This window comes from Micropruina sp., from assembly GCF_047607385.1.
Taxonomy (GTDB): Bacteria; Actinomycetota; Actinomycetes; order Propionibacteriales; family Propionibacteriaceae; genus Micropruina.
On the sequence record NZ_JASGDE010000132.1, the window covers coordinates 1 to 6,057 of the forward strand.

At 74.3% G+C, this 6,057-nt stretch carries 4 protein-coding genes and 1 pseudogene; 3 read left to right on the plus strand and 2 right to left on the minus strand.

Going from position 1 to position 6,057, the window contains the following annotated elements:
- Nucleotides 1–1,127 (plus strand): MATE family efflux transporter (locus tag QM582_RS11860; protein WP_415084649.1); only part of this gene is annotated, 1,127 nt, incomplete at its 5' end.
- 3 nt (nt 1,128–1,130) lie between these two features.
- Here the strand turns inward: QM582_RS11860 and QM582_RS11865 are convergent.
- A complete protein-coding gene (locus QM582_RS11865) occupies nt 1,131–2,165 on the minus strand; it encodes a CobW family GTP-binding protein (RefSeq protein WP_415084650.1) in 1,035 nt (344 codons plus the stop codon).
- A 64-nt stretch (nt 2,166–2,229) separates the two neighbouring features.
- On the opposite strand from QM582_RS11865, the gene QM582_RS11870 reads away from it, so the two are divergent.
- Entirely contained in the window at nt 2,230–3,993 is a 1,764-nt protein-coding gene (locus tag QM582_RS11870; RefSeq protein WP_415084652.1) for an ABC transporter ATP-binding protein/permease, read from the plus strand.
- Nucleotides 3,990–5,834: an ABC transporter ATP-binding protein gene (locus QM582_RS11875; RefSeq protein ID WP_415084653.1), complete on the plus strand. Its 1,845-nt coding sequence runs from the start codon at nt 3,990–3,992 to the stop codon at nt 5,832–5,834. The genes QM582_RS11870 and QM582_RS11875 overlap by 4 nt, the downstream gene beginning before the upstream one ends.
- Here QM582_RS11875 and QM582_RS11880 read toward each other — a convergent pair.
- Nucleotides 5,810–6,057: pseudogene (locus QM582_RS11880) on the minus strand (hypothetical protein); the annotation flags it as partial. The gene QM582_RS11875 and the pseudogene QM582_RS11880 overlap by 25 nt on opposite strands.

The window sequence follows — 6,057 nt, forward strand, 5'->3', positions numbered from 1 at the left end:
CCGGCGACGCCGCGGGCGCCGCGCGGGCCGCCGAGCGTCCGGTGCCGATCGCGGTGGCGGTGTCGCTGGCGTTCATCCTGGGACTCGTCGTGGTCGCCGACCCGCTCACCGCGGTGGTCGGCGGCACGGCCATCGACGCCGGCCTGTCCGGCGCCATGCTGCGCGTGGTGGTGTTCAGCCTGCCGTTCGCCGGGCTGGCCGCGATCGCCCGCGGCTTCGTCACCGGCCGCGGATCGACCCGGCCGGTGGTGCTCTCCGCCGTGGTCGCCGCGGTGGTGGACGTCGGCGTCTCGGTGGCCCTGCTGCCGGTTCTCGGGCCCCTCGGAGTGAGTGTGGGGACGGTCTGCTCGCCGCTGGCCGGGTGTGCGGTGCTGCTGGTCTGGATCGCCCGGCTCGGCGCCGGCGCGACCACGCCCCGGCTGCTGCCGGCCTGCCTGCGGCCGCCCGGACGAGCGCAACGCGAGCCGTTCGGGCTGGGCTGGTCGGACGGGCTGCTCGGGGCGACCTCCGCCGGCGCCGGCGTGGTGGCCACGCTGGTGCTGTCGACCAGCCCTCCCGAGGTGCTGGCCGCCACCCGCACCCTGGACGCCCTGCTGGTGATCGCCTGGGTGGTGCTGATGGGCATCACCTCCGCCGGCCTCACGGTGCTCTCCCAGGGCCGCGGCGCCAACGATCGGGACGCCTATCGCCGCGCGCTGACCGCGATGCTGGTGGTGGGCGCCGTGCCGGTGATCGTGCTCACCGCGGGGTTCCCCTGGGTGACCGAGCCGCTGCTGGCGGCCACCGTCGGAACCGCGATCGCGGCCCAGGCCGGCTCGGTGGCCTGGCTGGCCTGGACCGGCGCGCCCTGGATCCTGGCCACCAGCGCCGCCCTGGCGATCTGCCGGTCGTTCCGCGACACCCGCACCCCGCTGTGGGCCAGCCTGCTGTCCGAGTACGCGGTGTTCCTGCCGGTCGGCTGGTTGTTGTGCCGCGGGCTCGGCCTGGGCATCGTCGGGTTGTTCGTCACCCATCACGTGTACTACGCGGCGTTCCTGCTGGTCTCCGGCGGGGTCGCGGTGGCCCACCTGCGCCGTCCCTGGGACCGGCCCAGCCGCTACGAGGCGGCCGCCGAATCGGGCCGCTGACCGCTATGCGCTGAGCCGGCGGTAGCGGAGCAGCCGACGCAGCGAGGCGGCGGTGGGCCGGGCGTCGGCCGGGGCCAGGGCGTGTTGGAGGCGAGCCCGGACGGCGGCCCGGTCCAGCCGCATGCCGATGGCGACCAGCGCGTCCGGAACCGGGGACGCCGCGTCGTCGGCGATGTGCAGCTGGGTGCCGACCAGGTTGACCAGCTGGCGGCGCGGCGCCCGCGCGGTCGGGACGGTGACGCAGCCCTTGATCCGGTAGGCGCCCGGCGGCGGCTGTTCCAGCAGGTCGAGCAGCCGTCCGGGATCGACCGGGCCGGACGCGAGCACCGTGACGGCGTCGGCGTGCTGATGATGGTGGTGATGGTCGTCGGCGGCCAGCGGCAGTTCCTCGGGCACCAGTGGCAGCTCATCGGACACCTCGGGCCGGCCGGCTGGGTCGAAGACCAGCACCGGGTCGATCCGTCCGTTGCTGGCGGCTACCAGGTGGGCGCGCGGATTGCGCTCCCGCACCCGGGCCGCGATCCGGTTCAGCCGCTCCGCCCGCTCGGCCGGCGGCACCCGGTCGAGCTTGTTCACCACCACCAGGGACGCCGCGGCGTAGCGGGCCGGCGGCAGCGGCTCGGTGTCGACGGTCCGGAAATGGTCGGCGGCGTTGATCACGTCCACCACGCCGCCGGGGCGAACCCGGTCCACCCCGCTGAACCGGATCTGCCTGGCCAGCGCGGCCGGCTCGGCGATGCCGCTGGCCTCGATCACGATCGCGTCCAGCCGCCGGGACGGGCGGGCCAGCTTCTCCAGCGCCTCGTCCAGGCCGCCGGCGTCCGGCAGACAGCACAGGCAGCCGCCGGCGATCGAGGCCGGCTCGTCGATCTGCCCGGAGACCAGGGCGGCGTCCACGTTGATCGTGCCGAAGTCGTTGACCACGACGCCGATCCGGGCGCCGGGGGTGTGCAGCAGGTGATTCAGCAGGGTGGTCTTGCCCGCGCCCAGATGGCCGGTGAGCGCGATGACCGGGAGCTTGCCGGCGTGGACAGACATGAATGAAAATGATAGTCAGTCGCATATGGGAGTGGCAACGCGTCGCCCCAGATGGGGAGGCGTGGTGGTTTCGTCGGTTCACCTGAGGCTGCTGCGCCTGCTCGGGCCCCGGGCCGGGCTGCTGGTCTGGCCCCTTCTCTGCGGCCTGGCGATCTCCGCGCTGCTGCTGGCGCAGGCGCTGGTCACCGCACAGATCTTCGTCATCCTGTTCGCGCCCGCCACGGCCTCCGGAGACGGCCTGGGTGGCTGGCTCGGACTGCTGGCGGTGCTGCTGCTGATCCGTCCGCTGGCCGGCATCGCCCGCGAACTGACCGCGGTGCGCGCGATGACCGCGATCAAGGCCGACCTGCGTGAGCGGGTGCTCACCCGGCTGGCCGAACGGGGTCCGATTCCGCTCACCCGGGAGCGCAGCGGAACCGTGCAGTCGATGCTCGTCGACGGTGTGGAGAACCTGGACGCCTACTACAGCCGCTACCTGCCGCAGGTCGCCATCGTGGTGCTGAACACCGTGGTGGTAGTCGGGTTGCTGGCGTCGCTCGACCTGCCGGTCGCATTCGTGGTCGGCGCCACCGCGTTGCTGGTGCCGCTGCTGCCGCGGCTGTGGGACCGCGTCCTCGCCGAGCGCGGCTCCTCGCACTGGGACGCCTACTCCGGGTTGCACGCCGACTTCGTCGACTCGCTGCAGGCGATGACCACGCTCAAGGCGCTGGGCGCCGTGCGCCGTCGCCAGCTGGAGCTGGAACAGGCCTCCGACCGGCTGCTGGCCGCCACCATGACCCAGCTGAAGGTTTCCCTGATCGAGTCGGGGATCAGCGCGTTCTCCCTTGTGCTGGGCCCCTTGGTGGCCATCCTGATCAGCTTGCAGCGGATCGGTGCCGGGGCACTGCCGGCGCTGGCCATCTTCACCGTCACCCTGCTCACCGCCGAGATGTTCCGGCCCTTCCGGGAGCTCTCCGGCCACTGGCACGCCGGCTACCTGGGCGTCTTCGCCGGGCAGCAGCTGCTGGACGTGCTCGGCGAGCCGGTCCCGCCGGAGCCGTCCGGGCCGGCGCTGCCACTGCCCGCCGGCACCCGGGCCGTCGACGTCGAGTTGGTGGACGTCCGCTACCGCTACCCGGCGGCGAGCGCACCGGCCCTGGACGGGGTGCGCCTGCGCGTCCGGGCCGGTGAGCGGATCGGGCTGGTCGGCCCGAGCGGTTCCGGCAAGTCCACCGTGGCGGCGTTGCTGGCCCGGTTCGCGCTGCCGGACGCAGGCGAGGCGCGGCTCGGCGGCGTCCCCACCGTCGCGCTGGCCGCCGCCGACTGCGTCGACCGGGTCGCGGTGGTGCCGCAGACCCCGGTGCTGTTCCACGGCACCCTGCGGGAGAACCTGCTGGACGCGGACCCGGACGCGGACGAGGTTGCGCTGCTGGATGTGATCCAGCTGGCCGGGCTGGAGCAGCTCGGCCCGGACGGCACCGCGGCCTCGGCGCTGGACCGGTCGGTCGGCGAGCGCGGGGCACTGCTGTCGGGCGGGCAGCGGCAGCGCGTCGCGATCGCCCGGGCCGTGCTGCGCCGCACCCCGGTGCTGGTCCTGGACGAGGCGACCTCGGCGCTCGATCCGCAGGCCGAGGCGGCCCTGCTGGCCCGGCTGCGGGAGTTCCGTCCCGAGCAGACCCTGATCGTGATCGCGCACCGGCTCGCCGCAGTGGCCGAACTGCCGCGGATCGTGGTGCTGGCCGACGGCCGGGTCCGCGAGCAGGGCTCGGCCGGTGACCTGCTGGCCGCCGGAGGACTGTTCGCGGCGATGGCGCGGCAGCAGGGTGCCGAGGCGGAGGCCGTCCGATGAGCGCGCAGCCTGCGAACGCCCAGCCGGTGAGCGCCCAGCTGATCTGGGACGCCCAGGCCCGACGGATTCCCGGCGGCAGCCGGGAGCTGCTCGACGGGGTGCTGTCGTTGCGCGGCGTGCTGGCCGACCAGCGGCCGCTCTTCGTCACCTCGGTGTCGCTGATCGTCGGGATGCAGCTGTGCGCCGCCGCGGTGTCCGCGCTGACCGCCTACCTGTCGGCGCGGATCGCGGTCGCTCACCTCGACGGCATCGGGCTGTGGGTCGCCGTCCTGGCGGTCAGCGTCGTCCTGCTGGGAGTGCTCACCTGGCTGGAGTCGTGGTGGTCGCACGTCCTGGCCTACCGGGTGCTGGCGAAGTTGCGGCTGGTGGTGCATGCCGCGATCGGCCGGATCGCGCCCGGCGGGCTCGCCGGCCGGCGCACCGGGGAGGTCGCCGGCGCCGCGGTCAACGACGTGGAGCAGCTGGAATGGTTCTACGCGCACACCGCGGGCGCCTCGCTGGCCGCGGTGATCTCGCCGCTGTTGCTGGTCTCGGTGAGCGTCGCGCTGGTCGGTGCCCCGGCGCTGATGCTGCTGGCCGGGCTGCTCTTGCTGCTGGTGCCGCTGTGGCTGCTGGCGCCGTTGCAGGCCCGGCAGGGCGAGGCCGTCCGCACCGAGCTCTCGGCGCTGAAGGCGGAGACGCTGGAAGGTGCCCAGGGCCTGCGCGACCTGCTCACGCTGAACGCCATGGGACGCCAGATCGCCCGGGTGCTGCGCCGCACCGAGGCGCTGCAGCGCCGTCGCCGGGCCTTCAACCTGCGCGCCGGTGCCGAATCGGCGCTGGCCGACAGCGTGATCGCCGCCGCCCACCTCGGCATGCTCGCCGTGCTCGGCGGCCAGGTGCGGGCCGGCGCGCTGTCGCCGGCGGTGGTGCCGGTCGCCGTCGTCCTGGTCTTCCACACCTTCGCCCCGGTCACCGGCGTCTTCGCGATGTGGCAGCGGCTCGGCGAACTGGCGGCCGCCGCCCGCCGCGTCCACGACGTCGCCCGGGCGCCCTCCCCGGTGGACGACGAGGCGACGTCCCCCGAGCCGTTCGACGGACGCGGCACGCTCGAACTGCGCGGGGTCGAGGCCGGCTACGGCGACACGACGGTGCTGCGCGGCGTCGACCTGGCGATTCCCGAGGGCCAGACCGTCGCGCTGGTCGGGGCCAGCGGTGCCGGTAAGTCGACGTTGGCCCATCTGCTGGTCCGGTTCGCCGACCCGACCGGGGGTGGCGTCCGGCTGGGCGGTCGCGACCTGCGCAGCGTCGACTCCGACCAGGTCCGGCGCCGGGTGGTGCTGGTCCCGCAGGCCGCCTACGCGATGCGCGGCACGCTGCGCAGCAATCTGGCCCTGGCCAGGCCGGACGCCACCGACGAGGCGATGATCGCGGCGTTGCGGCAGGCGGCGCTCGGCGAGCTGTTCGACGCCCTCCCGGACGGGTTGGACACGCCGATCGGCGAGGGCGGCGCCACCCTCTCCGGCGGTCAGCTGCAACGGCTGTCGATCGCCCGGGCGCTGCTGCTCGATCCCGCCGTGCTGATCCTGGACGAGCCGGTCGCCCATCTCGACGCCCTGGCCGAGGCCGAACTGAACGCCGCCGTCGGGGCGCTGCGCCGGGGCCGGACCACGATCCTGATCGCCCACCGGACCTCGACGATCCGCTCTGCCGACCGGGTGGTGCTGCTCGAGGGCGGACGGGTGGTCGTCGACGGCAGCCACGACGACCTGCTGGCGACCTCCGGTGCCTACACCCGCCTGCTCACCGGCGAGCCGGAGGCTCAGCCCGGAGGCGCTCAGTCCCGGTGCAGCAGCCAGTAGGGGGAGTCGTCCAACCGTTCCGGACGCAGCCCGACCGCCATGGCTTCGCTGTGGACCGCGTCCGGGGCGGGGTGGTGGTAGACGTGCTCGGTGGTGTCCTCGGTGAGCACCCGGTCGCCCTCCAGGCTGCTGCACCGGGACTGAGCGCCTCCGGGCTGAGCCTCCGGCTCGCCGGTGAGCAGGCGGGTGTAGGCACCGGAGGTCGCCAGCAGGTCGTCGTGGC